The 25660-nt window shown below is 66.1% G+C and carries 34 protein-coding genes and 1 riboswitch; of the genes, 6 read left to right on the top strand and 28 right to left on the bottom strand.

The genetic code is table 11. From position 1 onward, the window contains the following. Position 1 precedes the first annotated feature (1 nt). Positions 2–874 (top strand): 1,4-dihydroxy-2-naphthoate polyprenyltransferase, encoded by an 873-nt coding sequence (locus ACZY0X_RS02660; protein WP_463768039.1) that lies wholly within the window; start codon positions 2–4, stop codon positions 872–874. Positions 875–999: 125 nt separating this feature from the next. On the opposite strand, the gene ACZY0X_RS02665 is transcribed toward ACZY0X_RS02660, so the two are convergent. From ACZY0X_RS02665 to ACZY0X_RS02675, 3 genes are all read right to left on the bottom strand, one after another. After that, entirely contained in the window at positions 1000–1566 is a 567-nt protein-coding gene (locus ACZY0X_RS02665; protein WP_463768040.1) for a Clp protease N-terminal domain-containing protein, read from the bottom strand. Between the two features lie 2 nt (positions 1567–1568). Continuing rightward, the gene (locus ACZY0X_RS02670) at positions 1569–1784 is read right to left on the bottom strand and encodes a helix-turn-helix domain-containing protein (protein WP_463768041.1); all 216 of its coding nucleotides are present in this window, start codon (positions 1782–1784) and stop codon (positions 1569–1571) included. Positions 1785–1913: 129 nt separating this feature from the next. Then, positions 1914–2222 carry a DUF4229 domain-containing protein gene (locus ACZY0X_RS02675; protein WP_241401112.1) on the bottom strand — a complete coding sequence of 103 codons (309 nt, stop codon included), beginning with the start codon at positions 2220–2222 and terminating at the stop codon, positions 1914–1916. Between the two features lie 49 nt (positions 2223–2271). Here ACZY0X_RS02675 and ACZY0X_RS02680 point away from each other — a divergent pair, with 49 nt between their 5' ends. After that, complete coding sequence (locus ACZY0X_RS02680; protein WP_463768042.1) at positions 2272–2433, top strand: hypothetical protein; 162 nt, start codon at positions 2272–2274, stop codon at positions 2431–2433. A 3-nt stretch (positions 2434–2436) separates the two neighbouring features. Here ACZY0X_RS02680 and ACZY0X_RS02685 read toward each other — a convergent pair whose 3' ends face one another. From ACZY0X_RS02685 to ACZY0X_RS02720, 8 genes are read right to left on the bottom strand one after another with little or no spacing between them, the layout of a single operon-like run. Then, a complete protein-coding gene (locus ACZY0X_RS02685) occupies positions 2437–3588 on the bottom strand; it encodes a MinD/ParA family ATP-binding protein (RefSeq protein WP_463768043.1) in 1152 nt (383 codons plus the stop codon). Position 3589: 1 nt separating this feature from the next. Beyond that, entirely contained in the window at positions 3590–4573 is a 984-nt protein-coding gene (ccsB, locus tag ACZY0X_RS02690) for a c-type cytochrome biogenesis protein CcsB (RefSeq protein ID WP_463768044.1), read from the bottom strand. After that, on the bottom strand, positions 4570–6084 hold the full coding sequence (locus ACZY0X_RS02695; protein WP_463768741.1) for a cytochrome c biogenesis protein ResB: 1515 nt from the start codon (positions 6082–6084) through the stop codon (positions 4570–4572). Before ACZY0X_RS02695 ends, ccsB begins: the two co-directional genes overlap by 4 nt. Before the next feature lie 56 nt (positions 6085–6140). Then, positions 6141–6944, bottom strand: a complete 804-nt coding sequence (locus ACZY0X_RS02700) for a cytochrome c biogenesis CcdA family protein (protein WP_463768045.1) — start codon at positions 6942–6944, stop codon at positions 6141–6143. Continuing rightward, the gene (locus ACZY0X_RS02705; RefSeq protein ID WP_463768046.1) at positions 6941–7540 is read right to left on the bottom strand and encodes a TlpA disulfide reductase family protein; all 600 of its coding nucleotides are present in this window, start codon (positions 7538–7540) and stop codon (positions 6941–6943) included. The genes ACZY0X_RS02700 and ACZY0X_RS02705 overlap by 4 nt, the downstream gene beginning before the upstream one ends. A gap of 4 nt (positions 7541–7544) precedes the next feature. Continuing rightward, positions 7545–8159 (bottom strand): histidine phosphatase family protein, encoded by a 615-nt coding sequence (locus ACZY0X_RS02710; RefSeq protein ID WP_463768047.1) that lies wholly within the window; start codon positions 8157–8159, stop codon positions 7545–7547. After that, positions 8159–9475, bottom strand: coding sequence for a glutamate-1-semialdehyde 2,1-aminomutase (hemL, locus tag ACZY0X_RS02715; protein ID WP_463768048.1), 1317 nt, complete (start codon positions 9473–9475; stop codon positions 8159–8161). The genes ACZY0X_RS02710 and hemL overlap by 1 nt, the downstream gene beginning before the upstream one ends. 58 nt (positions 9476–9533) lie before the next feature. After that, entirely contained in the window at positions 9534–9920 is a 387-nt protein-coding gene (locus tag ACZY0X_RS02720; protein ID WP_463768049.1) for a nitroreductase/quinone reductase family protein, read from the bottom strand. Between the two features lie 22 nt (positions 9921–9942). On the opposite strand from ACZY0X_RS02720, the gene ACZY0X_RS02725 reads away from it, so the two are divergent. Then, a complete protein-coding gene (locus ACZY0X_RS02725; RefSeq protein ID WP_463768050.1) occupies positions 9943–10326 on the top strand; it encodes a nitroreductase family deazaflavin-dependent oxidoreductase in 384 nt (127 codons plus the stop codon). Positions 10327–10360: 34 nt separating this feature from the next. Here the strand turns inward: ACZY0X_RS02725 and ACZY0X_RS02730 are convergent, their stop codons facing one another. Together ACZY0X_RS02730 and ACZY0X_RS02735 are read right to left on the bottom strand one after the other, a co-directional pair. Continuing rightward, positions 10361–10603: a hypothetical protein gene (locus ACZY0X_RS02730; RefSeq protein WP_463768051.1), complete on the bottom strand. Its 243-nt coding sequence runs from the start codon at positions 10601–10603 to the stop codon at positions 10361–10363. A 44-nt stretch (positions 10604–10647) separates the two neighbouring features. Next, positions 10648–11055, bottom strand: a complete 408-nt coding sequence (locus ACZY0X_RS02735; protein ID WP_463768052.1) for a hypothetical protein — start codon at positions 11053–11055, stop codon at positions 10648–10650. Positions 11056–11869: 814 nt separating this feature from the next. Between ACZY0X_RS02735 and ACZY0X_RS02740 the strand changes: the two genes are divergently transcribed. Continuing rightward, positions 11870–13399, top strand: a complete 1530-nt coding sequence (locus ACZY0X_RS02740; RefSeq protein WP_463768053.1) for a hypothetical protein — start codon at positions 11870–11872, stop codon at positions 13397–13399. Positions 13400–13549: 150 nt separating this feature from the next. Here the strand turns inward: ACZY0X_RS02740 and ACZY0X_RS02745 are convergent, their stop codons facing one another. Continuing rightward, positions 13550–13984: an ester cyclase gene (locus ACZY0X_RS02745; RefSeq protein ID WP_463768054.1), complete on the bottom strand. Its 435-nt coding sequence runs from the start codon at positions 13982–13984 to the stop codon at positions 13550–13552. A gap of 99 nt (positions 13985–14083) precedes the next feature. Here ACZY0X_RS02745 and ACZY0X_RS02750 point away from each other — a divergent pair, with 99 nt between their 5' ends. After that, positions 14084–16294, top strand: a complete 2211-nt coding sequence (locus ACZY0X_RS02750) for an AAA family ATPase (protein ID WP_463768055.1) — start codon at positions 14084–14086, stop codon at positions 16292–16294. Here the strand turns inward: ACZY0X_RS02750 and ACZY0X_RS02755 are convergent. From ACZY0X_RS02755 to ACZY0X_RS02775, 5 genes are all read right to left on the bottom strand, one after another. Then, positions 16281–17123: a bile acid:sodium symporter family protein gene (locus tag ACZY0X_RS02755; RefSeq protein ID WP_463768056.1), complete on the bottom strand. Its 843-nt coding sequence runs from the start codon at positions 17121–17123 to the stop codon at positions 16281–16283. The two genes, ACZY0X_RS02750 and ACZY0X_RS02755, sit on opposite strands and share 14 nt — an antisense overlap. Then, positions 17123–18136, bottom strand: coding sequence for a hypothetical protein (locus tag ACZY0X_RS02760; RefSeq protein ID WP_463768057.1), 1014 nt, complete (start codon positions 18134–18136; stop codon positions 17123–17125). The genes ACZY0X_RS02755 and ACZY0X_RS02760 overlap by 1 nt, the downstream gene beginning before the upstream one ends. After that, positions 18133–19470: a Dyp-type peroxidase gene (locus tag ACZY0X_RS02765; protein ID WP_463768059.1), complete on the bottom strand. Its 1338-nt coding sequence runs from the start codon at positions 19468–19470 to the stop codon at positions 18133–18135. The genes ACZY0X_RS02760 and ACZY0X_RS02765 overlap by 4 nt, the downstream gene beginning before the upstream one ends. Then, positions 19467–20027 carry a hypothetical protein gene (locus tag ACZY0X_RS02770; RefSeq protein ID WP_463768060.1) on the bottom strand — a complete coding sequence of 187 codons (561 nt, stop codon included), beginning with the start codon at positions 20025–20027 and terminating at the stop codon, positions 19467–19469. Before ACZY0X_RS02770 ends, ACZY0X_RS02765 begins: the two co-directional genes overlap by 4 nt. 210 nt (positions 20028–20237) lie before the next feature. Further along, on the bottom strand, positions 20238–20462 hold the full coding sequence (locus ACZY0X_RS02775) for a hypothetical protein (RefSeq protein ID WP_463768061.1): 225 nt from the start codon (positions 20460–20462) through the stop codon (positions 20238–20240). 274 nt (positions 20463–20736) lie between these two features. After that, a riboswitch (guanidine-III (ykkC-III) riboswitch) is annotated at positions 20737–20801 on the top strand. Positions 20802–20812: 11 nt separating this feature from the next. Between ACZY0X_RS02775 and ACZY0X_RS02780 the strand changes: the two genes are divergently transcribed. Next, positions 20813–21130: a DMT family transporter gene (locus ACZY0X_RS02780; protein WP_463768062.1), complete on the top strand. Its 318-nt coding sequence runs from the start codon at positions 20813–20815 to the stop codon at positions 21128–21130. 24 nt (positions 21131–21154) lie between these two features. On the opposite strand, the gene ACZY0X_RS02785 is transcribed toward ACZY0X_RS02780, so the two are convergent. The 9 genes from ACZY0X_RS02785 to ACZY0X_RS02825 form a co-directional block, all read right to left on the bottom strand. Then, on the bottom strand, positions 21155–21514 hold the full coding sequence (locus ACZY0X_RS02785) for a DoxX family protein (RefSeq protein WP_463768063.1): 360 nt from the start codon (positions 21512–21514) through the stop codon (positions 21155–21157). A gap of 91 nt (positions 21515–21605) precedes the next feature. Further along, positions 21606–22178 (bottom strand): TetR/AcrR family transcriptional regulator, encoded by a 573-nt coding sequence (locus ACZY0X_RS02790; protein ID WP_463768064.1) that lies wholly within the window; start codon positions 22176–22178, stop codon positions 21606–21608. 63 nt (positions 22179–22241) lie between these two features. Then, positions 22242–22727: a pyridoxamine 5'-phosphate oxidase family protein gene (locus ACZY0X_RS02795; RefSeq protein ID WP_463768065.1), complete on the bottom strand. Its 486-nt coding sequence runs from the start codon at positions 22725–22727 to the stop codon at positions 22242–22244. A 29-nt stretch (positions 22728–22756) separates the two neighbouring features. Then, complete coding sequence (locus ACZY0X_RS02800) at positions 22757–22999, bottom strand: hypothetical protein (protein ID WP_463768066.1); 243 nt, start codon at positions 22997–22999, stop codon at positions 22757–22759. A 42-nt stretch (positions 23000–23041) separates the two neighbouring features. Next, a complete protein-coding gene (locus tag ACZY0X_RS02805) occupies positions 23042–23635 on the bottom strand; it encodes a TetR/AcrR family transcriptional regulator (RefSeq protein WP_463768067.1) in 594 nt (197 codons plus the stop codon). Further along, a complete protein-coding gene (locus ACZY0X_RS02810; RefSeq protein ID WP_463768068.1) occupies positions 23622–24491 on the bottom strand; it encodes an oxygenase MpaB family protein in 870 nt (289 codons plus the stop codon). The genes ACZY0X_RS02805 and ACZY0X_RS02810 overlap by 14 nt, the downstream gene beginning before the upstream one ends. Before the next feature lie 52 nt (positions 24492–24543). Further along, positions 24544–24783 carry a hypothetical protein gene (locus tag ACZY0X_RS02815; protein WP_463768070.1) on the bottom strand — a complete coding sequence of 80 codons (240 nt, stop codon included), beginning with the start codon at positions 24781–24783 and terminating at the stop codon, positions 24544–24546. Then, positions 24780–25268, bottom strand: coding sequence for a DUF3093 domain-containing protein (locus ACZY0X_RS02820; protein ID WP_463768071.1), 489 nt, complete (start codon positions 25266–25268; stop codon positions 24780–24782). The genes ACZY0X_RS02815 and ACZY0X_RS02820 overlap by 4 nt, the downstream gene beginning before the upstream one ends. Further along, positions 25265–25660, bottom strand: coding sequence for a hypothetical protein (locus ACZY0X_RS02825; RefSeq protein ID WP_463768072.1), 396 nt, complete (start codon positions 25658–25660; stop codon positions 25265–25267). Before ACZY0X_RS02825 ends, ACZY0X_RS02820 begins: the two co-directional genes overlap by 4 nt.

Below are 25660 nucleotides of genomic sequence, written 5' to 3' on the forward strand. Positions count from 1 at the left end.
CGTGGCCAGTATCGCGCAGTGGATCGAGGGCGCCCGTCCCCGAACCTTGCCCAACGCCGTTGCCCCTGTCCTCGCCGGAACGGGCGCGGCCGCATGGTTGGGCTCGGCCGTCTGGTGGAAGGCACTGCTTGCTCTGGTCGTGTCGCTGGCCCTGATAGTCGGCGTCAACTACGCCAATGACTACTCCGACGGCATCAGGGGCACCGATGACGTGCGGACCGGACCGCTGCGGCTCGTCGGATCGAAGCTGGCGTCACCGCGCGCCGTCCTGACCGCGGCCATGACCAGCCTGGCCATCGGCGCCGCGGCGGGCCTCGCTCTGGCCCTCGTGAGCGACCCGTGGCTGATCGCGATCGGTGTGGCATGCATCGCGGGCGCGTGGCTGTACACCGGAGGGTCGACGCCGTACGGATACCACGGACTCGGCGAGGTCGCGGTGTTCGTGTTCTTCGGTCTGGTCGCCGTGCTCGGCACGCAGTACACCCAGGCGTTGCGCGTCGACTGGGTCGGCGCCGCGCTGGCCGTCGCGACCGGCGCGCTGTCCTCTGCGGTGTTGGTGGCCAACAACCTTCGCGATATCCCCACCGACAAGACGTCGGGCAAGATCACGCTGGCCGTCCGCCTCGGTGACGCCCGCACGCGGGTGCTGTTTCAGGCGCTGGTGGTGCTGGCGTTCGCGCTGACGCTGGTGCTGATGCTGGCGACACCTTGGTGCGCGGTGGGACTTGTCGCGCTGCCGTTGGCGGTGCGCGCCGCAGCACCGGTGCGCAAGGGTCTCGGTGGCCGCGACCTGATTCCCGTGCTGCGCGACACCGGCTTGACGATGCTCGTGTGGTCGATCGCCGTCGCCGCCGCGCTCACCCTCGCCGGCTAGCCCCCACCACCCGCGAGTGCGCGTGTCTGCGGGCGACACGCCGGTGTCGGATACGAGTTTGCGCGGGCTCGCTGAATTGGTGAAAACTCTTCTGCCCCTGTGGTTTCACTAGCCTTCGCACCCACTCACGCCGCGTCGTCGAGCAGGTGGAGGATCGAGCCGCGCAACTGCGATATCTGCACGTGTTCACCGATGAGCCCGATAGCCCTCTCATCCGCGCCGCGCAATATGCCCAGTAACAGATGCTCGCTGCGGATCTCCTTGTCTCCGTGGTGGATCGCTTCCCGCAACGCTAGTTCGAGCGACTTCTTGGCGGACCGGGTGAACGGGATGTGTCCGCGGCGCCCCTTGCGCCGACCGGAGCGATGGAGCGCATTGTCGAATGCGTCCGCGCCGAATCTCCGGGCAACGCTGTCTCGAACGGCGCCCAGGTCGATACCGATCGATCGGAGGGCTTCCGCGTCCTCGTCGAACGACTGCTCGTCGCCGCCCAGCCCTGACATCAACCGTGCGCGGACGGCATCGGCTGTGAGGCCGAAACCGCCGAGCAATGTCGACAGGGCGTGATCCGAGCTCTGCAGGACTCCTACGAGAAGGTGCTCGGGCTTGATCTCTCGCGCCTCGAGTTCACGCGCATCCTCCTGCGCCAGGACGACGGCAACCCGAGCGCTGCGAGTGAATCGCTCGAACATGATCATCTCCTCCGGTTGTACTTCTGATGGACCGCCTGCCTGCTCACACCGAGTTCGTCGGCGATCGCCTGCCAGCTCCATCCCTGCTCACGGGCATTCAGGACGTGGACGGCCTCGAGTCGCTCCTGCAGTCGCTGTAGGGCGCGCACCGCCCGCAGGCCCTCGGCAGGGTCAACTGCGCTCATCGCGTCGGCGTCGAGACCCTCGATTCCCGTCATGCTGTCAATCTAGGTTGACATCGTGGAGGCGTCAAGAAACATTGACAACATGAGGTAGGAGTACCGCGGGGTCGCTGAATTCAGCGCCGAATGCCCCGGCGCAACGTCATGGTTTGGTCAGGCGTCGACTCAGGCGTCGGAGGGGCCGTCTCCACGCAACCGGGCGCGCAGCTGTTCCTTGTCCGATCGCCTGCGCTCATCGAACTCCGCGACGCTGGCAGTCGCGCGCCGCCGCAGCGGGGCGAAGAGCCAGATACCCAGCGGCAGGGCGACGACGATGGCAAACAGCAGCGCCACGACCACCGGAAAGTCACCGACGCCGATCAGGTGGCCGACACCGACGATCACACCGGTCAGAGCGGCGACCAGGGCCAACCGCGCACCGGCGTACGCGGCCATGTCGAGCAACATTCGGGTTCCCGGTCGACCTTGACTCATGGGAACGAGCGTACCGACGACGCGTATATTCGGGTGAAGGAGGTTCTCTGTGGTTTACCTACTCGTCGTCTCGATGTTGGCGGGGCTGGCCTATGCGGCCTGGCGGCTTTACCGAGCCTCTGCCAATGCTCCGCGGACCCGGGTGGTTGGCCCGGACGACGACCCCGAATTCCTGCGCAGGCTCAATCACCCCGACCCCGACGCCCGCTGAGGTTCAACGCGTGGCCGGAAACCCGGCTGCCACCGTGGCCGCCAGTTCGACCAGCGCGTCACGGGTTTCTGGCCGCAGCCGATCAAGGCTGATCTCGGCGCCCTCCTCCAGATGCGCATCGAACGGCACCTCGTGCACCGCGCGAGTCCGCCGGGCGAAGTGATCGACGACCTTGCCCTGATCGACGCGAGGACCGCGCCTTCCCGACCGCGGCCGGACCGCATTGACCACGACGATCGCGTCCTGCACCAACTGCTGGTAGCCGTGCGCGTCGAGCCAGTCCAGCGTCGCCGACGCGCTACGGGCGCCGTCGACCGCACCGGAGCTGATGACGATGAGCACGTCGGCCTTGTCGAGCACAGCCGACATCGCCGAGTGCAGCATGCCGGTACCGCAGTCGGTGAGCACGAGGCTGTAGAAGCGTTCCAGGACCTCGAGCGTCCGGGCGTAGTCGTCGCTGCTGAACGCCTCCGACACCGCGGGGTCGCTCTCCGAGGCCAGCACCTCGAGCCTGCTTGGCCCCTGCGACGTGTAATTGCGGACGTCGCTGTAACTCTCGATGCCCTCGGCGTCGCGCAACAGGTGGCGCACCGTCGACGGCGTCTCCAGCGGCACCTTCTGGCTCAGCGTGCCGCGGTCGGGGTTGGCGTCGACGGCGATCACCCGGTCACCGCGGACCGACGCGAATGTCGCACCCATCGTCGCGGTGATCGTCGTCTTGCCCACGCCGCCCTTCAGCGATAGCAGCGCAATCCGATAGCAGCCACGCAACGGACGGCTGGCTTGCGTCGCCATGGCTCTGCGGTGAATCTCGCGGGGTCCCTCGCCGAGGTTGATCAGCGTTCCCGACGTGAGGTAGAGCCACCGTCTCCAGCCCTGCGACGGCTTGCGCTTGGGCTGGCCGAGCAGCGCGATGGATGACAGGTCGGCACCAGGATCGAAGAAGCTGGCAGGGACCGCAGGTTCGACGGGCACGACCGTCGGGACCGGCCCCGCCTGAGCAGCCGCGGCCAGCAGTGGGGCCAGCGGAATGCCCCGCGGCGGGGTCGGCGCGGTCCACTCCGGGGGCACCGTCTCCGATGGGTCGCTGAAGCGCTGTTGCGCCCGGAACCCGGTCGGCGGATCGGACGCTGTTGGCGACCCCGAGTAAGCCAAGTCAGCCCACCCCGGCGTAGGAGTGCAGTCCGACCGTGACGAGGTTGATGAAGAACAGGTTGAACACCATCGCGATGAACCCGGCGACGTTGATCCAGGCCGCCTTCTTGTCGCGCCAGCCCGCCGTCGAACGGGCGTGCAGGTAGGCGGCGTAGATCACCCAGGCGATGAAGGACACCGTCTCCTTGGGGTCCCAACCCCAGTAGCGGCCCCAGGCCTCCTCGGCCCAGATGGCGCCGAAGATCACGCCGAATCCGAATACCGGGAACGCGAAGATCGTCGTGCGGTACGCGATGCGATCGAGCGTCTGCGCGTCGGGCAGCCGGGACACGATGCTCGCGACCACACCCTCGCGTCCGGGCGCGCCCAACGAGGACATCTTGAGCAGGAACAGGATGCTCGCGACACCGCCGACGAGGAAGACCCCCGAACCCAGGCTGACCACGGACACGTGGATCGGCAGCCAGTAGGACTGCAGCGCTGGCATCACCGGCGCGGCGTGGCTGTACAGCCACTGGCCCGACACCGTCAGAAGGATCAGTACCGGCAGCAGGACGAAGACCCACAGCGCGCGGTACTGCGGCCGCCGCAACACCACCGCGGCGGCGACGAGGCCGCAGAAGCAGGTCAGGTTGATGAACTCGTACATGTTGCCCCACGGCACGCGTGAGGTGGCCAGGCCGCGCAGCACGATGCAGACCAGCAGCATCGCGATGCCGACGTAGACGAGGGCGAGCCCCGCCCGACCGATCCGCTCGTCGACTGGGCGGCGCGGCACATCGGCGACGACGCCGGGCCGGGCGCTGTCGGCGGCAACCGAGCCGGCTGCGGCGCCGACGAGTTCACGCTCCTCAACCTTGCGGCTGCGGCTGTAGGCCAGTTCGACGGCCAGCAACAGCATCGCCGCAACCAGGATCAGGGTCGACGATGTGAATGCCCAGTCCGAGTACCGGGCCAGATCAATGTCGATGTCATAGGTGTTCATGTGCGATCCAGCGCCCTCTCTCCCGCGTGCGGCACCAGCCGCGCGGTCAACTTCTCGAACTCGTCACCCCAACCGGAGTTGTCAGTGCGCGCGAGACCGCCCAATTCCAGGCTCACGGTACCCGGCTGCGCGGGTCCGATACGAACCCAGATGCGGCGCCGGCGCACCACCAGTGAGACCAGCAGTCCGGCCATCATCGACATCGACCAGATCAGCACCCACACCTGCGCCGGATCGTGGGAAACCTGCACGTTGATGAACGGCACCGCGCCGTCGAATCGGACGATCGTGCCGTCGGCGAGCCGGGTCGACTCGCCCTCCCCGAGGTTGACCCGCGCCTCCTTCTTCAACCGGTCCTGGCCGATGAGCCGCGAATCAAGGGAGAACACCGACTGCGGCCGGCCCGTGTCCAAGCCCGCGTCACCGCGGTAGACGTCGATGGCGACGGCGGGATCGTTGAGCGCGGGGAAGCTCGATGACAGCAGCGTGCCGTCCAACTGCTCCGTCGGTGCGAACAACCCCTGGATGGCGATCTGATTCTTGCGCCGGTCCCCCGCGTCGGGATACGTACCCGCGGGCGGGTCGAACCGCATCGCGCCCGAGGACAGCAACGTCTGTGGGTCGTCCGGGCGAAACTGCAGCGTCTGGGTTCGGGTCTGCCCGTCGGGGAAGATGACGGTGAACGTCGGCGCGTAGCCATGGCCCTGCAGGTAGAGCCGGTCACCGCCGAGCCGCAACGGGTGGTTCACCTCGAGCCGGTAGGGCCGCCAGGTGTTGGACTCGAGGTCCTCGCCCGCCTGGTACTCGACGTTGGCGGCGAAGCTCAGCGCCTGACCCGTCGGCAGGTAGGTGGCGTCGAAGTCGTTGACCTTCACACAGATCGGGTTCAGCGACGTGCCGTCGACGGTGTTACCCGCCCGGAACGAGTCGAACGCGGCGGGCGAGGCCGAGCAGAAGCCGGGTCCCCCGTTGGCGATGACGATGACATTGCCCTCGTACCCGAACAGCTTGCCGACGGCGATCGCGACCAGCAGACCCAGCAGTGAGAAGTGGAAGACGATATTGCCGAACTCGCGCAGATAACCCTTCTCAGCGGAGATCTCGATCTGTTCACCCTGGCGCCTGGTGGTCTGCCGCCAGCCCTTGAGCCGCTGCGAGGTCTGCTGCGCCACAGCCTCGACATCGCCCGGGGTCTCACCCTCGAAGTGCTTGGGCAGCCTCGCCAGATTGCGCGGCGCCGCGACCGGTGTCGTGCGCAGGCTCCGGACGTGCTCGGCCAGCCGCGGTGTCAGACAGCCCACCAACGAGATGAACAGCAGCACATAGATCGCGGTGAACCAGAAGCTGGAGAAGACGTCGAAGGCCTGCACGCGGTCCAACCACGGCCCCAGCACCGGGTGATCGGCGAGGTACTCGTCGACCTTGGCCTCATTCAGACTGCGCTGCGGCACCAGCGCGCCCGGGATCGCCGCCAGCGCCAGCAGGAACAGCAGGGCCAGCGCGGTACCCATCGAGGTCAGGGTTCGCCACGTGTTGCGGACGTACGCGGCGAGGCGTTTGACGGGTTTCACAGAGGCAGCCTCGTATCGGTGATGAAGGCATCGCGGACCCAGGACACGAAGTCAGCCCACAGCCCGGTCAGCAGCGCCGTACCAACCAGGATCAGCAGCACGCCGCCGAAAACCTGGATGGTCCGGGTGTTCCGGCGCAGCCAGCCCAAGCCCCGCATCGCACGCGCCGATCCGAACGCCAAGAGCACGAACGGGATTCCAAGACCAAGGCAGTAGGCCACCACCAGCGCCGCGCCGCGCGCCACATTCGCCCCCTCGGTCGCCGAGGACACCGCGATCACCGCCGTCAGCGTCGGGCCGAGGCACGGCGTCCAGCCCAGACCGAACACCGCACCCAGCAGTGGCGCCCCGCCAATCGTCGACACCTGCCGCGGCGTGAATCTCGCCTCACGCTGCAGTGCCGGGATGAAGCCAACGAACACCAGGCCCATCACGATCGTCACCACGCCGCCGATGCGTTGCAGCAGAAGCTGATTGACGATCAGCGTGGTCGTCATCCCGAGGACGGCCACAGTGCCGAGCAAGAACACGACCGTGAATCCCGCGACGAAGAGCGCGGCCGCACCCGCGACGCGCCACCGCGCCGTGCGAAGGGCCACACCGCCGTTCTGCCGGCCCGGTTCGTCGTCCACACCGACTACGGCCGCAAGGTAGGACAGGTAGCCGGGCACGAGGGGCACCACGCACGGCGACGCGAAGGAGATCAGGCCCGCCAGCGCGCTGACACCCAGGGCCAGCAGGAGGGGTCCGGTCGACACCAGGTCACCGACCTGTTCGAGGCTCGCTGCCAGAACACTCATGTCGCCGGCTCGCCTGCCAGCCGTTCGACGACGGGCAACAGATCCTCGGCGAGCAGTTCTCGCAGGAACACCGCCGCCACCCGGTGCTGGCGGTCCAGCACTATCGTCGACGGGATCACCGTGGTGGGATATCTGCCGCCGAACGCGATCATCGTCCGCATCGACGGGTCGTAGATCGACGGGAAGGTGACGTTGCGGTCGAGCACGAAGTCCACCGCGGCCTGGCGGTTGTTATCGCGCACGTCGATGCCGAGGAACGCGACGCCTCGCTCGCGCGTCTCGTCGTAGACCCTCTGCAGTTCCGGGATCTCCGAGCGGCATGGCGCGCACCACTGGCCCCAGACGTTAATCACCACGACCTTGCCCTCGAAGTCGGTGAGTGACACCGTTTTCGCCGGGTCGGTCAGCTCGGGCCCGGAGATCGGACCGGGTTTACCGCGGTTTTCCGGCGGGTCGTAGAAGATGTCGGTCTTGCCACCGGGAGCGACGAACTCGAATGAGCCGCCCTGGGCGACGGCGTCGTTACCAGTGGAGCATCCGGTCAGCAGCAGTGTTACCGCCGCCACGCCGATCGCCAGCCACTTCCCGCCAATCATCGCGCTACAGGCCCCACGGTTCGGTGTAACCCCACCTGACCAGGCGATCACCGGAAAAGGTGAACGACGTGATCGAGGCCAGGTTGCACAGCCGGCTGTGTGGCAGCGGCAGGTGCGGCAGCTTGCGTCCCGTCATCGCGCGACGCAGCGTCTCGACGGGCAGCTGATGACTGACGCAGACCGCCTCGTGGCCTTCGGCATGCACTCGGGCCCGGTGCAGAGCCGCGGTCATGCGAGGCGCGATCTCCTCATAGGGCTCACCCCACGACGGCTTCATGGGATTGCGCAGCCTGGGCCAGTTCCGTGGGTCGCGCAGCGCCCCGTCCCCGGGTGCGACCCGCTCCCCCTCGAACTGGTTCCACGACTCGATGAGATCGGCGTCGGTGTCGATGGGCAGCCCGTGGCTCTCAGCGATGGGCGCCGCGGTCTCCTGCGCCCGCTCCAACGGCGAGGCCACCACGTAGACGACGTCGTTGCGCGCCAACCAGTCCGCCGCGGACTGTGCCTGCGCCCGGCCGCGCTCGGAGAGGTGGTAGTCGGGCAGCCGTCCGTACAGCACCTTCTCGGGGTTGTGCACCTCGCCGTGCCGCATCACGTGCACGGTGGTCGTCTCTGCCATCAGGTGGCCGGCCGGTCGGCGGCCGCGGCGGCACGGGCGGCATCGGGCAGCGCGGTGGCGATCCGGTCGAACGCCTGCTCGTTGAGCGCCGTCGAGACGAACCACGTCTCGAAGGCACTGCACGGCGGGTACACCCCGGCGTTGAGCAGTGCGTGGAAGAACGGCGGGAAGCGCCAGGTGTCCGTCGCCTTGGCCGTCGCGAAGTTCGTCACAGGAGCATCGGAGAAGAAGACGCTGAACATATTCGCGGCTCGCGAGATCTGGTGCGCCACACCGGCTTCTGTCAGCGCATCGGATACCAGCCCGGACAGCCGGGCGGAGTTGGCGTCCAGTGTCGCGTAGGCGGCGTCATCGGCGGCCCGCAGCGTGGCCAGACCCGCGGCCGTCGCCACCGGGTTACCCGACAGTGTGCCCGCCTGATACACCGGCCCGAGCGGGGCCAGCCGGTCCATGACCTCGGCGCGGCCGCCGAACGCCGCGGCGGGCAGGCCACCGCTCATCACCTTGCCGAACGTGAACAGGTCGGCATCCACCGGGTCGACGCCGTACCAGCCGGCGCGGCTCACCCGGAATCCCGTCATCACCTCGTCGAGGATCAGCAGTGCGCCATGCTCGGCGGTGATGCGACGCAGCGCAGCGTTGTAGCCGGGCTGCGGTGCGACCGTGCCCATGTTGCCCGCGGCGGCTTCACTGATGACGCAGGCGATCTCGTCGCCGAAGGATGCGAACGTCTCCTCCACCGCGGCGACGTCGTTGTAGGGCAGCACGATGGTGTCGGCGGCGGCAGCGCCTGTGACACCCGGCGAGGACGGCAGGCCCAGCGTCGCGACACCCGAGCCGGCGTCGGCCAGCAGCGCGTCGCTGTGGCCGTGGTAGCAACCGGAGAACTTGATGATCTTGGCGCGGCCGGTGAAGCCGCGAGCCAACCGGATGGCACTCATGGTGGCCTCGGTTCCCGAGTTCACCAACCGCAGCTTCTGCACCGCTGCGACCCTGCCGATGATCTCGGTGGCCAATTCCGTCTCGGCCGGCGTGGGCGCTCCGAAGGACAGACCGTCGACGGCGACGCGTTGCACGGCCTCGACCACCGCCGGATGGGCGTGGCCAAGCAGTGCGGGTCCCCACGAGCACACCAGGTCGACATACTCGTTGCCGTCGGCGTCGGTCAGCAGGCAGCCATTGGCCTTGGTGATGAACCTCGGCGTGCCGCCCACGGAGCTGAACGCCCGGACCGGCGAGTTCACGCCACCGGGGATCACTGCGGCGGCCTCGGCGAACAAGCGCTGCGATGTCTCGGTGCTCGGGGGGACGGACATGGGCACCAGTGTTCCAGCCGAATCGCCAGCGACCAACTACAGGGTGTAGTGGGAGCGACTACGGCGCGGGTGTCAGCGCGAAGACCGGGTGGTCGGCGTCGCCGGGCAGCTTGCGCCAGTAACCGTCGACGACCCTTCCGGCCAACGGTCGGTACTCGGCGATGATCGGGGCCCGCTGCTCGACGGGGACTTCAGCCGCCACGTAGCTGACGTCGCCGACCCGCACCGCGGCGTCGGCCCGCACATTGCGCACCCAGTCCGTCTCACCGCGGGTCGAGACCAGGTACTTGACGCCGGCAACCTCGGGCACGACGACCGGGATCTGCTGCGGCTGCCCACTCACACGCCTGGTGACAGTCAATGTCTCGCTGTTGCCGACACCCGTCGCCATCGCCACCCTGTTGAAGATCACGCGGGTGAACCACGGGGGCTTGAGATAGGCCATGAGCTAAGAGTTTGATGGTGTGATGCAGCTACCGCAATGGTTGGCTCGGTTCAACCGTCACGTGACAAACCCGATCCAACGGCTGTGGGCCGGCTGGGTGCCGACGATGGGAATTCTCGAACACGTCGGCCGCAAGTCGGGCAAGCCCTACCGCACCCCGCTCACGGTTTTCAGCACCGACGACGGCATTGCCATCCTGCTCACCTATGGCCCGGACCGGGACTGGCTCAAGAACGTCATCGCCGCAGACGGCGGGCAGATCCGCCGCTACGGCAGGACCTTCGCGGTCACTGCGCCCCGGGTCATGTCGAAGGCCGAGGCGGCGCCGTCGGTGACGGGGCTCTGGCGGCCGATCTTCACGCGATTGCCGTTCGCCGAGGCAGTCCTGCTCACAAGAGTGGGATGAGGTTCACCGACGCGCAGGCCCGGTTCGCGATGCGTCACCAGGACAGGACGATCCCCGACCTGTTCCTGTTGCGCTGATTGTTGTTGATGTCCGCCACGGTGGGTGCCCGGGGCGTCGGTACCGCCTTGATCGACACGCTGCCGCTGGTCTCACATCTGGTCACGCTGCCGCCGTCCTGACAGGTCGGCACAGCGCTGGCGACGGGAGCCGAGATGAGCGCCCCCACAACCGCACTCGCCAACAGCAGCGAATTCACGTACTTGTTGCGAACCGTCATAGCCCCCTCATTCCCGCCGAGAATCCTGTCCACCGAATCGCCACTCACGGGCAGGACGACGCAAGAACCCGGGCTCCTGGATCGAGCACCAGGTCGGCCTGACCAACGTGCTGGAATGCATCAGCACGGGCCGCTTCGACGGTTTCTCCGGCGCCACCCGACACGATGCCGCTACCGTCGTCGGCGCCCACGGACACCACGCAGAAGACGTCGTTGGTCACCTCGTCACTGCTGCACTGCTCGGCGCCTGCGTTCTGACAGGCCGCCACCACGGCTTCCGCTGCCGACGCGTTGGTGGGACCGGACGCGGCGAAACCCGTCAGCGCTCCGTCGAGTACGCCGGAACCGACGGCCCTGGACATGTCGCTGTCCTCGACCACTCCGGCGGGGCCACCCGCCCACGCCGCACCCGCCGAGACCATCGCGACCGCCAGCACAGAAATCAAAATCACAGAAACCCCACGGATGGCCGCCATACCGTCCCTTCGAGTCGACAAGTTGAATGCATGCTATCGACCTAGGCGCGGTTCTCGCCGAGTTCAGGAGGCCGCCTTGCCGTCGTCGACCCTCGGATCGTGCCGACGAGGGGCTGGGTCGCACACATTTCCGGCGGTCAGATGGCAGCGGTGCCCCGATAGATTCTGGCGGCCCTCGACATGAGAGCTCCGTTCTCCACAAAGTTTGCTGGAACCGAGTTGGTCGATTGCTGTTCGCGCTGCGACCAGCCGGTTTCCGCAGTGCTAGCGTCCGATTTCTTGCAGCACTTTCGGACCCACGCGGCTTGCCCCGCGGTTCCTCCGAGCCAGGCAGATCGCACCGATTTCAGCCGCACAGACACAGGCCGTTCTTGATTTGCTGTTATCTACGGAATCTTAATGAAACACCAATGATGATCGTTCATAAAGCGATGCCAAATCTCCAGTTCAGGAGCGGATAAACATCCAGCAAAAATCGGTTTGGGACACGAGGCTCACCGCTACCCATCACGGGCAGGAACTGGTTCCAGTTCCGCCGAAACTACTTTCCACTTGAAGCAATAGCCCACAAAGATCAGTTTGCTTCAGGACGAGATGCACCCTTGGCGACCAGCGCCGGAGCACATCGTCTCGGATTGCCGACAAACGGCGCTTCTGCACTGGTTCACGACCAGCTTCATTCGGGCGGCTTACCTGAGAATTTCCTCAGGTAGCTTCTACAGCGTCCAAGATCACGCGCAGAAACGAGCCCCACATGCAGTTAGCTATACGATCAACCTTCACTGCCGGTGTGGCTCTAGCCAGTGCCGCTGTCATAGCAGTGAGTCCGATCAGCCCGGTCGCACCACGACTGGCCGACGCGACGGTCTCGGCGATTCATACCTCGTCGGCCGCGGTGGAACTCACCGCCCTCACTGACCCCATCACTGCATGGATGGAGGTCTTCGGGACGACGTTCAACAACATCTCGCATATTGGCGGCGACATCGCCGCCAATCCCTTTCCGATCCTGCAGCAGGTCATCGCCAACCAGGTCGCCAACGGGCAGTTGCTCTTCAGCTCAATCGACGCCGCAGCCATGAGCTACATTCGCTTCTTCACATCGGCAGAGGACTATCAAGGGGCGTACTGGTTCCGGCAGGCCGTCAACAACCTCGCGACTGGCAACATCACCGGCGCAGCGGCCAATCTCAGCAATGTCGTGTTCCGCCTGTTTGCTTTCGCGAATCCGCTGATCAACATCATGCAGATCCCCATCGGCATGAGTCAGAACCTGGTGAACGCTTTCGCCGTGGTGCCGGAGATATTGATGCCGCTCGGGCTGAGTGTGTTGAATCCGATTGAGGGTGTCATCAATGCGTCCGGCGATATCGCCCAGGGTGTTCTCGACGCGATCAACGCTGGCGATCCGGTAGGGGCATTGGGCGCTGTCATCAACGGTCCGGCCCTACTCGCTGGCGCGATCCTGAATGGCTACTACAACGGAGTGGCGGCAGGGACATCAGGCCTGTTCACCACTGGGACTTCGATACTCAACAGGGGCCTGATCCAAACGCTGTTGGTAACCATTCCTCAGATGATTGCGACCGCAATTGGCTGGCATGCGCCGGCCGCCGCCCGCGAGTTGTCAGCAAACGTCGTCGAGGAAGCACCAGCGGTCGAGGCCGATGCGGAGACCAGTGTTGCCGAGGTGCTACCCGCGGTCGAGCACGATGCCGTCAGCAGCATTTCGGACACCAGCGCCGCGGTGACCCATGCGATCAAGGCCCTCACGGCATCGTTCTCTCCGCAGCCCGAGGCAACTGGGACGCCAACGGCCAGTGAGCCGTCCGAGGTAGACGGCGCCGGCGCCGATGGCGGCGAAGCCGGCACGGTCATCGAGGAAGAAGCACCTGCGACGGAGACGCCCGCTTCCAACAGCACCGATGTCGTCGACGGCACCGACGAGACCACGGGGTCCACGGACACCGAGGGCTCCACCGGCTCCGCGGGATCCACGGACACCGAGGGCTCCACCGGCTCCGAGGGCTCCACGGACCCCACGGGCTCCGAGGAATCGACCGGCTCGAAGCCATCGCGCAACGGATCCACCGATCTCAGCGGCGGCAACAAGGCAGTACCCGGCAAGACCGGCTCGGGCACCAACGCAGGCACGGGCTCGGGATCTGCGTCCACGGATGAGTCGTCCAGCCCGGCCACCGGTAGCGCGAGCGGCACCGGCAGCACCAGCAACAACGCCGGCACCGGTTCGGACACCAACGGCTCCGGCAATGACGCCGGGGGCTCAAACGATGGCTCCGATGGCGGCAGCGACAGCTGACCCGCTCCTGAGTCAACGGATGTAAGCGAATCGGCCCCTCACTCCCTGGGAGGGGCCGATTTCGCTTGTCAGCCAACGAAAGAAATGCGTCAACCGCCGTTTCGGCCGTGCCGCCCCTCAACCTGGCGCGGTACCGGCTCAACAGATCGGCTAGGTGGGAATCACCCCGAGTTGGCGCAGCTGGGAGTAGACGTCGACGACGCCCCAGACTTCAGCGATCTTTCCCTCGGCGAATCGGGCGATGAAGATCTCGTTGTAGGTGATGGTTCTTCCGGTGGGTGCCAGACCGCGGTAATCGCCTCGATGGGTCCCGGTGACCGTGTTCCGGAGGACCACTTTGTCGTGCTGCGCGATTGCGTCGTTGACGGTGACGTGGATATCGGGGAAAGCCTGCAGCAGGACGGTCCATACCTGCTTCATCGCTTGCGGTCCCGATTCGTTGGTGGGTGCCTCTGTGTGAAAGATCGCGCCTGGTTGGAAGGTCTCGTCGATCAACTCAGAGATCCGCTGTAAGTCACCGCTGTTGGCGGCGTCAGTGAACCGCTCGAAGGTCGTGATGTTGGCGCCTTCTTCGGATGTGACCATGGTGCTCTCCTTAGGGGTCTAGGGGCGCGAGTGCACCTGAGCTGAACACTGCCAGTGCGGCCGCGAGAAGCGCGAGGATGGAGGGCCTACGATGCGCAGGTGGTAGCGGTGGGCTGGCAGGCGCACATTCCGGTGACCACCTTCGGGCGACCGAGGGTGCCCGACACCGTGATTGCACGACCGGCGGTGACCCGGACGCTGGCCGAGGCCCACGACGGGCTGGTCGTGGTGACCGCGCCGGCAGGGTACGGGAAGACCACCTCGGTGGCACAGTGGGACGACATCGACGATCGTCCCTTCGCCTGGGTGCGTCTCGATCACCTCGACAACGATCCCGCGCACCTGCTGTTGCACCTGGCCACCGCGGTGGACCAGGTCCGCCGGGTCGACCCTGTGGTCCTCGATTACCTGCGCGGTGCAGGCCGATCCGCAGAGACACAGCTGGTACCCGCATTCGTGGCCGCGCTCGAGGAGTGCGGGCCGATGGTGCTGGTGCTCGACGACGTCCACGAGCTGGTGGCGGCCAGCGTCGACGCGCTGCGGGCGCTGGTGGAGGTGGCCCCCACCTCGGCGACCCTGGTGCTCGTCGGCCGTCACGTGCCGTCACTCGACTTGGCGCGGCGTCGACTGCAGGGCGGCGTCGTCGAAATCGGAGTCCCGGAGCTGAAGCTGTCCGGTCCGGAAGGCGCGGCGGCATTCGCCGCGATCGGCGGCACCATCGACAAGACCACCGTGGCCAAGGTGCTCGACAAGTGCGAGGGCTGGGCCGCCGGTGTTGTCATGGCCGCTCTGGCGCTACGAGACGGCGCAACCGCCGATGCGCTCACCGGTCGCCACCGATTGGTGGCCGGATACCTGATCGAGGAGGTGCTCAATCACCTCGACCCCGGGACCGCGACGTTCCTCGTAGAGTCGGCGGTGCTCGACCGATTCTGCGCGGCCGAGCTGAATGCCGTGCTGGGGCGCAACGATTCCGCCGCGATGCTCGACGCGATCACCCATTCGGGCAATCTGTTTCTGGTTTCCCTTGACGCGCAGGGTATCTGGTACCGCTATCACCAGCTGTTCGGCGACCTGCTGCGCGCGCGACTCCGCGATCGGGATCCAGCCAGGTATCGGAGTCTGGCGATCAGGGCCGCCGACCGGCTGGCGCGCGGAGGTGACATCGACGCGGCGCTAGTGCAGGCACTGGCGGCTGCGGACGGGGCGCGCATGGCGGCTCTGGTGGGCGGTGACGCGGTTCGACTGGGTTTCGACGGTCGCGCGGGCATCCTGGCCCGGCGACTCAGCCTGATCGATGAGCAGACGTTCACCGAGTACCCCGACGCCGCCATCGCGAGGGCCTGGCTGGGGGTGACCACCGGTGACGCCGACCTGATCCAGCGGTCGCTGTTGATGGCGAGCGCGGCCGACCACGGCGAACCGCTCGCCGATGGGACGCCGTCGGTGGAGGTGGCAGCGGCGCTGATCGGCTCGCTGGTCGGGGTCGGTGGCGTGCTGGAGGTCATTCGTCATGCCGACACCGTGCGCGATGCGGGCGACCACCTGGTCAACCCATGGTGGGGCGCGGCCACCACCATGAAGGGTGCTGCGTTGTCGATGCTGGGCGAACCGGCACAGGCGCGGACGCTGCTGGAGTCGGTCCTGCCGGTGATCGACGACCTGCCAGGGTTTCACGCCGCCGCACTGGCACATCTGGCACTGCTCGACCTCGACGACGGCGACCTCACCGCGGCTGCCGAGCACAGCAGCACCGCACGCGCGATTGCCGACGCGCGGGACCTGTCCGACGACGTCCCGATGGTCGTGGTCTATGCCGTCGACAGCCTGATTCGTGCGCGACGCGGTGACATACCGGGGGCGAGGGCAGCCGTACGCGCGACCGAGCGGCTCCTCGACCGACTGGGCGATCTGTCGGCCCGCACCGCACTGCTGGGGCATGTGCTGGTGGCCGGTGCCGCCGTGGATGTCGACGACACCGAACTCTGCGAGCGTCACCTCGACGCCGCGGAGCGCGCGCACCGGCGCGAACCCGACGCCATTGGTGTGGGACACCGGCTGGACCATATCCGCGCGCTGTCTGCCGCGCGGGCCGCACGTGGACGACGGCCGTCCCTGACTGCCGCAGAGCTGCGATTGTTGCCCCACCTGGCGACTCACCTGTCGCTACAGCGGATCGCCGGGGAGTTGACTCTCGGCCGTGAGACCGTCAAGAGCCAGACCAAGTCGATCTACCGCAAGCTCGCCGTCTCCTCGCGCGCGGCTGCGGTGGCCGAGGCCAGGCGTCTCGGCCTGCTCAGCGACTCCTAGCGATCATCCGAGCGAATGGCAACAGCATCAGGAACTCGGCGATCAACACCACGGTGATCATCACGACGACCTTTGGATCATCGAAGTTCTGCCCGGCCACCACGAACGCCGCTGCGGCGTTGCGCTGAGCGGTCCCCAGCGCCAGCACCTCCCGTGTCCCGGGACCGCCCATGAGCCAACCGATTCCGGCGCAGATCACTGTGTACACGATGGCCGCCAGGATGCCGAATGTGCCGAAAACCGATAGCACGCTGTTGAAATGGGCGGAGATCGTGAACACGATCACGAGAATCATGCTGACGGTGGACACCTTCGCGATCACGGGCTGGAGTCGGATGGCCACACCGGGACCGCGGGCCCGCAGCAGCAGACCCGCGGCGAGCGGGATGAGCATCAACACCACGAGAGACGTAGCGATCTGGGCCGGGTTGACCTCCGCGCCCGAGACGAAGATCGGCAGGATCAGCGGCACATAGCCCACGGTGACCACCATCAATAGCACCATCAAGCCCACTGCGAAGGCCACATCGGCCTTCGCGAACTCGGCGAGCTTGATCAAGAACGGCGCGCCGGCCGCGAGCCCGCACAACAACAGCCCGATCCCGAGCGGATCGTCCAGATCGAACACCTGCCACAGCCCGAACGCGGCCAGCGGCGCCAGCACGAAGTTTGCCGCGAGGGCCAGCGCGACCAGTCGAATGTTCTTGAGCGGGGCCAGGATCTGACTGACGGTCAAACCCAGACCGACCGCCAGGGTGCTCGATACGACGAAGAAGACGACGGCGACACTCGAACCTCGCAGCAGGAGATCGTTCAATCCTCCCCCCATTACGCCATCGTTACAAGGTTGCGCCAGAAGGACTTCAGGCTGTCACTGGCACCGAATAGTGTCGTGAAATGGGTTGAGTCGACCAACACGATGTCGCCGGCGCGGTCACCGGACGGCGGCATGTGGATCATTGCGTTGAACTCGGTGTTGCCTGCCAACGTGAACGGATGCGGCCGGGTCTGGTCGATCAACTGGCGACCCAGCACCCGCAGGTCCGGGCCCTCGGGCGCGGTCAGCTCATAGTGCGGCAGGTGTGGATGCAGGGCCAGCGTCGTGACGTCCCGCAGCAGGCCGGCGGAATCCAGATCGTGGAATCGCGTGAGCGGCACAATCTGTTTGGTGCCCTCGACCGTGGCCGGACGCAGGCCCCAGGTGTTGTGCACCGGGATGTTCAGTCCGGTCAACAGCGACCGGGCATAGCCGCTGAAGCGCTGGATCCGCGGCGTCAGTGGATCGCGGTGGTGCAGGTACTCCATCTGCTGCTGCTCTTTGTCGTCGGTGAACCCGACGTCATGGTGCGGTGCCAGCATCAGGCAGGTGCCCTCGCGCTTCAACCACTGTTGGATCGCGGCGATCTCCTCTTCAGTGGCGGCCTCGTCGCCGAGCAGGTGGTCGAGGCCGAAGATCATCAGGGTGTCGGTGTCGTCCAGGATGCGCTCATCGATCGGTAGCCGGTACCCGGCCTGATCGACCCGCTGAAACACCGCCACCGGATGCCCGGTCGCTTCACCGGCGACATCCTGAAAAGCCAAGGACGAGCGGTGGAACAGTTCCAACGTTCCGTCGACGCCCTGCAGGAACTCCTTGGGGCTGTACTCGGGCGTCTCGTAGGCCGGCCACGTCGCGAGTCGCACCTCGGTGACCGTGGAGAACCGGTTGTACAGCTCCGCCGGGTCGCGCTGGGCCTCCCAGGGGTAGCTCCACGACCAGTAGATGCTGACGCGTCGTTTGCCGTTGTGCGGCCGCGCGATGTGCGCCTGGTTGTAGGTGCGGGCGAATGGCTTGGTGGTCATGGTGTCTCCTTCGTTCCGATTGTGGTCAGGTAGCGCAGCGCGTTCAGGCCGGGCAGGAAGAAGTACGCCCCACCGCGCAGCGTGGTGAATGCGGGCAACCCCTTGTGCACCTTTCGGATCGGCCGCTTGGGGATCGTGAAGTCCAGCGTGCCGTCCTGGGTGCCGCAGATGGGGTCGTGTTCGTTGCCGAGCTCTTTGAACGATGTGTCGTTGATCCAGACGTTCTGGACGAACTCGAACTGCCGCACCAGGCTGGCGCAGATCAGGAACATCCCGACACCGCGCTCGACCCCGTCGTCGGCGACGCCCTCGGGCAGTGCCGGTCCGTAGGTGCCGCTGCGCCGAATCAGCCTGCGCCGATTCGGATTCGGATCGGTATCGCGCGGGTTGAGCCGGCGGGCATGGGCGCCGAGCGGGCAGGCGTAGCCGTGCGGATCCATCTCGCCGTAGTCGAAATCGTTGTTACGCATCGGATCCGCGCCCAGCTCCGGATCGTCGTGTTCGGGTGCCAGTACCAGCGGTGCACCGCTGCGCCAACGGCCCATGAATTTGGCGGCCAGTAGCTCCTCACTCTCGTCGCCCTCGGCGTTCTGCCTCAGGTGGTCGCGGAAGACCCCGACATGTTCCTCCAGCCGGCGGTACGCCAGGTAGCTGCCGTTGCGCGAAAGCACCTCTGGTGTGGGCTGATCCGCGACGATTCCCTCCTCGTCCGGATAGCCGAGGATGAACTCGCCCGGTTCGAGCGCCCCGCCCGAGCCGGGTATCAGCACCTCCCCGGAACCCTTCATCTGCGGTTGAGACACCGGATCGCGGTACCCGAAGTGATCGTGGTCGTACTCGAACGGCGCGGTGGCGGCCAGATCCAGATGTGACAGTGACCGCACGCCGGGGCAGCGGGCCAGCAGGGCATCGTGTTCGCCGACGCACCGCACGCGTTCCTCCTCGTCCCGGGCGAACAGAATGACGATGGCGTGCAGATCGTCATCCGCGAGCCCGCCGACCCAGTGTTCGGGTGCGGCAGCACCGGTGTCCCCGAGGATGTCGGCCCGGGACGCCATCCCCTCCCGGAACTCGTCGGGGAACGTCGCCAGCGACTCGTCATCCAGCCCCAGGGCGCGCAGTCCGGTCCAGGTGAAGGCCAGGTTGACCCACCGCTTGAAGACGTTGACCGTCTCGCGGACATCGGTGGCCGACTGCACGAGCGGAACCATCTCGGCCAACCAGGCTCGCCCCGCTTCGGGGGTCTCGAACGACAGGAACTCATACCGACCGGTCAGGTGGGGCGTCCCGGTCAGCATGATGTGCTGGATATCGTCGAATTCGAGATCGGTCATTGCATCTGGTCCAACATGTCGGAGAACGCGGACTTGAGCCGCAACGCCTTCTTGACCTCCTCAGACGTGACGTACGGGTACTCGCCATACTCCAGGAAGCTGGGCACCTGGTGGTCGCGAACGAACATGATGAAGGCCTCGGGATTGGTCTTCCAGTCCTCCGGGAAGCCCTCCAGGTGGGTGAACGCCGTCGTGATCCCGGTCGAGCTGAACAGCTTGACGGCATCCTCGGTGTACTTGTCGAAGTCGGTGTCGAAGATCCCCTGGTACTGGAAGTGCAGACCGGATCCGACGTCGAACAGCTGCCAGCGCAGGTAGTGCAGCTTCAGTGGGGCGAGCACGTCAGGTTGCGCGGCGACTGCCGCCTCGAGCTGCTTGCCGTAGTCGCGGATTGCCTGCCCATGGCCTTCGAGCACTTTGGCGATGATGTTGAAGCCATAACATGCGGGCGTGCGGGGATAGACGGGGCCGTACCGCCCCCGCTTGAGTTCGAAATAGCCTTCCTCCGGGATCGCCATCGCGGCCGGCCGCGACCAGACAGCGTCATTTTCCGTCATTGCCGCACCATTCAGATCTCTGCTGTGACTCATGGCAACGACGCTAGGCCCGGAAAACTCCCACGTCGTCCCCCAGATGAGGGGAAATCTGACGACGCGCGGACTGCGGTTCTGGCATGCGAAAGCGGGCTAGCGTCGGCGTGTGATCATTCTGATCGCTGTTCAGAGGGCCTCGAGCGGGACTATCGCGTACTGCGGGACGGCAGTTGTTCAGATTTCGCAGAGACCCGCCAGCTCCTCATGGAGCCCTTGTAGCGCGGTGTGGTCATCTGCGTTCCCGGTGTGCGGACTGGAGAACCATTGGGTGTACTCAGCGATCTCCGCCAAACACCATTCGAGCACGAACAATTCGACCAGCCTGCTGTCGACGTCAAGCCGATCGGCACCGGCCGGCTCGACGGGGTCAACCAGGTCACGTTCACGCGGCGCGACCATCAATGACTCACGCTGAGCACTCCCGAGCCGCAGCCACTCTCGCCAGCCAATCCCGACTGGTCGGATCACTTCAGCACCCAATGATGGTTGGTGACAACGCGAGAGTCGCCGCAACCCTGAGGGCGCTGGCACCCACCTACGACCAACTGCGCACCGAACTTGAGGCGGATGGTCCCCTGCAGCACTGATATCGCACTGCAACAACGGCATTCATCGGCGGGCTGGCGTGGTTGCCAAAGTCACACCTGGCCGAGGCTCAGACGTTGCTATGCTCGGATGGTCATCACATGACACCGGACGAGCCACACCGTACCCGGCCAGCGACAAGACGGTTGTGTTGGAGGTGTGTGATGTCCTGGCTCATTCTCTTGGCGTCGGGTGTTCTGGAAGCAGTCTGGGCGACGGCACTGGGCAGGTCCGAGGGCTTCACCAGGCTCGGACCATCCGTGGTTTTCGGTGTGGCCCTGTTCTTTTCGATGGGCGGGCTGGCGATCGCGATGCGTGATCTGCCGGTGGGTACCAGCTACGCGATATGGGTTGGCATCGGCGCGGTGCTGACCGTCGCATACGCGATGCTGACCGGCAGCGAGACGGCATCACTGGTCAAGGTGCTGTTGATGCTTGGCGTGGTCGCGTGTGTCACGGGCCTGAAGATGGTGGGCCACTGAGGCTCCGGACACCGATCGCAGGCCTCACAGGACGAAGCAGTAGAGCGCTGTGGCGACGCAGACGAGCAGCATTCCCGTCGCGTTGACGAATAGTTTGGAACTGAAGTCCCGGGCGATGATGTGCGCGGCGATGGCGCACACGAAGTACACGACAAGCGCCGCGCACGTCACTGCTCCGAGATAGGGAATCCACAGGCCCGCAATGAGCCCCGCTGTCGCGGCGAACTTGACCGGCGACAGCAGCCACCAGTGGCGCCGCGGCAACTTGACACCCTCCAAGCACCCGACGATGTACGGAACCGGCTTGATGCACATGATCCCGTCCACCAACTGGACGAGGGCCAGCGCGATGATCGGCCATTGCGGATCGGGTAGCGCAGTCATGGAACCGCCCTTTCACTCATCAACCAAAACAAACCATACCGTACAGTCTGTTTTGACTGAAGCCAAGGGGCTTGGAGACGGCACTACCCCGTCACTGGGGGATTTCAGGGACCAGTGGCAGCAGGATGTCGTAAACCCGCTGGAGTTCGTCGGGCGCAATCGGCGGCACGATGGCCGCGGCCCCGATGGCCATCAGGTAGGGCAGCAGCGCCGCCACCCGCGCCTCGTCATTGTCGGCGACGGCGGGCCGCCAGACGCGCTGCAACACAGCGAGGCGAGCCTTGTCGATACGCCCCTGCACAGCCCGGACCTCGGGATCCCAGGTCGACCACGCGCGCACGGCAACCTCGAGTTCAGGCTGGTAGATGCCACCCTCGGCCGGTGCGACGAGGTGTGTCAGCCGGGCCAGGACCGCACGGGCATCCGCTGGCGGGTCGACCTCGTCGACGGCTCGCTCCAGTGCGTCGATGGAGATCGCCTCGAAGTGTGCGAGCAACTCCCGCTTGTAGGCGTCCGCGCCGTCGAAGTGGTGATGGAAGGAACCCTTCGAGAGCTTGAGCCGCGCCGCAATTCGGTCGATGCGCACCCCGGCCGCGCCCTCAGCCGCCAGGACACTCAGTCCGGCGTCGAGCCACTTGTTCCTACTGTCGTTCCGGTTGACCATACCGCTCCTCCGCCTGCCTTCATGGCGTACTGTACGGTACGGTTTGCTGCCGCCGGCCCTGCGTCAGGCCTCGTGCCACAACAGCGGCGCGCCCTGACCCTTCGTCATCACCGTGCCCGCCATCACCCGCAGCCGGTATGGATGCAGCCTCAGCACCGCGAACTCCTCCGACGTCGGGCCATCGCTCCACATCGGGATGATGCGCGGGTCGTAGCCGACGGGTTCGGGAGCGTTGGCGAACTTGTCCCACACCGCTTTACACGTCTCATCGTCGACGTAGAACTGGGCCGTGCACTCCGCACTGCAGGTGTCGTGGCTAGTCGTCCAGTAGCTCAGCGACACCTCGGGGTGGGCGTGTAGGTGCGCGTGCTTGAGCGGTGTCGGCACGGTGGCGATCCAGCCCACCAGATCGGTGCCGTCCCACTCCCAGATCGGGTGCAGAATTCGGCTGCGGGGCCTGCCGTCGCGGTCGACCGTCGCCACCGAGGCCCACACGATGGAGTGGGCCATATCGACGAAGGCGGGTGCGATCTGTTGCAGTGGCGTCACACCGACCCACCTTAGTTGCGCCAGCAGGCCTAGGAGTCGTCCTGTGCGCCGCCTTTTTCCACGTCGCCGTACTTGGGGTTACCGTCGTCGTCGACCCATTCGTTGACCGCGGTACCCGCGACCGTGCCACCGCTTCCGGGCAGCGTGATGGTGGGGCGCTGATCGTCGTAGGCGTCCATCATCTTCTTGGCCCGGTCATGGTGCTCTTCGGTGACTTCAGGCTTCTCTGTGATGCGCTGGTCTTCGTTGGCCGCACGCTCGTCATTGGACATATCCCTGGCTGCCCGAATGTGCGGGACACGAAACAGGGCGAGCTAGACCGGTACCGCTCGGAGCGCCGCGGGCAGGCTCGGCAGGAAGTGCCGGGTGGCGTACGCGCGGATGTCCTCGGCCGCCTCGAGCGGCTGCGCACTGGGCAGCAGCAGCAACGACGCCGCATACCGCAGGATGGTGTCGGCCAAGTCGTCGACGACGTCGGGACCGATACGATCGGCGAAGCCCGGCGGGAAGATCACCCGCAGCGCCTCGCCCATCCGCTCGATCGCGGCGGGCCAGTGCCGGTGGGCCAGCTCGAGCACCAGCGCGGGTTCATCGGTGATCATCTGGTTGAGCACCCGATGGCGGCGGAACGCCAGGATCGACCATGTGAACGCCTCGACGTAGTAGCTGGTCCGCGGCTTTGCGCGGTTCAACTCGTCGGCGATATCAGCGAACAGTGCCACATTCTCGCGTTCGACCACCGCGCCGACCAGTTCGTCACGGTTGGCGAAGCGCCGGTAGATCGTGGTGCGACTGACTCCTGCCCGTCGCGCGACGTCATCGAGTGCGACGCGGCGGTAGCCGTGCCGTTCGAACTCGGCGAGCGCAGCATCGAGGATTGCCTCGGTGGACGCGTCAGACCCGGCCATAGCCCTCTTGCGCGAACTTGTTGTAGCGCACCGTCATAGGTAGACGATCCCACAACCAGTTCACCGGTTGTGACCGCCATAGCGCCGCGAACCCCTGATACGCCTTCTCCTTGCGGTCACTCCAGGGCAGCCCGAGCATGTCCCGGGCGCGCGGCGGCATACCGCCGGTGGTGATGAAGGCGGCCGCCGGGTTGAACAGCGGCGACACCAGCCGCCACGTCAGCTCGGAGACACCCTTCGGCCGCGGGAATCCCTTGGTGACATAGCCGACGCCGTACTTCGCCGTCTGGTGGGGCACCAGGATCTCGTCCATCATCCGGTCCCAGTACCTCTCGAAGTCGGCATAGGTTGCCGGCATCGGCCGGTCGCTGACGCCGTAGCGGCGGTACCAGGTCTTGGACTCGAGGTAGATCTGTTCCCTCTCGGCCTCGGTGAGACGTTTGACGAAGGTGTCCGCGAAGTACAGGACCTGCTCGACGAACGTCGCGTGCGCCCAGAAGTAGGTCTCCGGATCCAGGGCGTGATACCGCTCGACGGACCCATCCGGGCCGGCGGGCATATCGCCCTTGATATCGCGGTGGAAGTCGCGCACCCGCATGCCCTCGTTGGCGTCGTCGCTGCCGTAGACGGTCCGGTAGATCGGCGGGAGCGAGCGCTTGATCCGCGCGGCGGTGTCGGAGAAGAACACCGAGTGATCCAGGACGCCCTGGCCGAGTTCGGCGAGCATGTTCTGCAGGACGGCGGGACGAGGGCCGATCAGGTACATCCGGTTGTCCCCGAAGTACCGCCAGACCAGGGATTCGGGGCCAAGTGGAAGGGCGTCCGCCTGTTGCGCGTTCTCGGCGAGTTCTGTCATGGGAACAGTGTTACAGAAATCGCACTTTGTACCAAAGGTGGTGTGAGCAGGCTCACTCACTGCCACGAAGCCGGGCGACGCCGATCACGACGAACACCCCGGCGACCGTGACGAGCAGCAGGGACAGCACTATCAATGGCGGGTAGTAAACAGCCGTGACCTGCGACGGCTCATTGGGCAACACCGGCGGGGCCATCTCGGTGGTCCGCGCCGCCACCCAGAAGTACACACCCGCTGCGCCCGCGGCGGCGGCCAGAATCAGCTCCAGCACCGCGCGGATACCAGCCCTCATGGCGTGTTCTCGATGACCAGCGCGCTCAGCGCCGCCCGCAGCGCGCGATGCTTGCGCGCCCAGGCCTGCGCGGTGCGGCCATTCGTCATCTTCAAGCCGATACCGGTACGCCCCCGCGGCACCCCGGTCAGCTCGCCGAGCGCCCGCGCAGACTGCCACTTCTCGGTCTCCTGGCCCGAGGGCTCCGGATAGATCCTGACGATCTCACTGATGCGGATCGTCTCGGCGCCTTGCCGCAGATACTCGGCTGTCAGCTCGACTGAGGTGTGAATGCGCGCAGCCTTCACCTGGATGGACAGGAATCCGGTCACCAGCAGGAGGAACACGATGGGCACCAGAAAGTCGATGCCGTAGCCGGTCCAGACCTGGATCAGCAGCATCGCCACACCCGACACGGGCCCGGCCGCCACCCACCACCAGGTCGCGCCGGGTTCACGAAAGAGAACATCGGGGGCCGCCACGGACGGCTGGGACTCGGTGTTCAAGATGCTCCTTCGAACCATTCCTGCGCCACCCCACGCTGCACGAGCACCGAACCGGTGATCAGCAGAGCCATAGTGACGGCGACGATGCAGATGACCACGGCGCCCGCGCCGAACAGCAGCAGCAGCGCCAGAAACGCAACCGATGCCATCGCCAGGCCAACGGCTGCACCCGCGAACTTGCCCTCACGCCTGCGCGCCCGACCGGCGAGATAGCCCTGCCCGAGGCCTGCGGCGATCAACAACCCGCCGGCGGCGTAGATGAACGGATGCCCGCCCTGGCTCAGCGTCAGCATCCCGAGCGCGGCAGTCAGGACCGCGCCGGAGACCCAGCACCAGAACGCGATGTCGACGATTCGGGGCCGGGTCGACGGATTCGGCGGCGTAGCGGACAT

This window comes from Mycobacterium sp. IDUB_39, from assembly GCF_055419205.1.